Here is a 657-nt window from a genome sequence, read left to right as displayed (position 1 = left end):
CGGGATCGTGCCCGCGCATGCCGTTCCGGCCGGCGGCGGCGGGACGGTCGTGGCGCTGGCGGAGACCGGCGCCGGCCCGGCGACCGCGCTCGACAGGGCCTCGGGACCGGCCGCGGACCCGCAGGCCGGGACCGTCGACGCCGTCCAAGGCAGCAACGCCGCTCCGAGCCGCAAGCAGGAGGCGGAGGCCTTCTTCGCGGCGGAGACCGAGAAGCAGGCGGCACAGCTTCCCGCCTTGACCGCCCCGCTCGGCATGGACGAGGCGGCGCTCGCCGGCACCTGCACGGACGAGCTCGCGGCGCTGACGGCACCCCCGGCGGGGGGCGCGCCCGCCGCCCGCGGCATGATGCTCCGGATCTGCCGGGCCTGGGCCTACGCCAAGGCGAACAGCTTCGCGATGTACTGGTTCGACCGCTCGCTTGCCGATGCCGGCGACGCCGACGCCGAATCGCGGCTCCTCATGCATCTCGCGCTCGGCCACGACCGCCAGCTCGGCGCCGCGAAATAGGCCGAGCCAGGCTCGAGGCCCCGGGCCCGCGTCGCAGGCGGGCCTGGGGGCCGGGGCACGGCGGCAATTCCAGACCTGTCGCGGATCCCGTCCGCAGAGCCGCGCCCGCGCGGCCGGTGCCGGGTCGCGCCCGCCGCGGGGCGGGCCCC

The 657-nt window shown here is 77.9% G+C and carries 1 protein-coding gene; it reads left to right on the top strand.

Features of this window, described 5'->3' with window-relative positions:
• The coding region (locus E4O86_RS23050) for a hypothetical protein (RefSeq protein ID WP_205521066.1) at positions 1-508 on the top strand (508 nt) is incomplete at its 5' end.
• Positions 509-657: the final 149 nt, after the last annotated feature.

The sequence above is a fragment of the Propylenella binzhouense genome (assembly GCF_009866965.1).
Lineage (GTDB): Bacteria > Pseudomonadota > Alphaproteobacteria > Rhizobiales > Afifellaceae > Propylenella > Propylenella binzhouense.
Note: the sequence above shows the minus strand (reverse complement) of the source record. Positions and strands in the feature narration are given on the sequence as shown.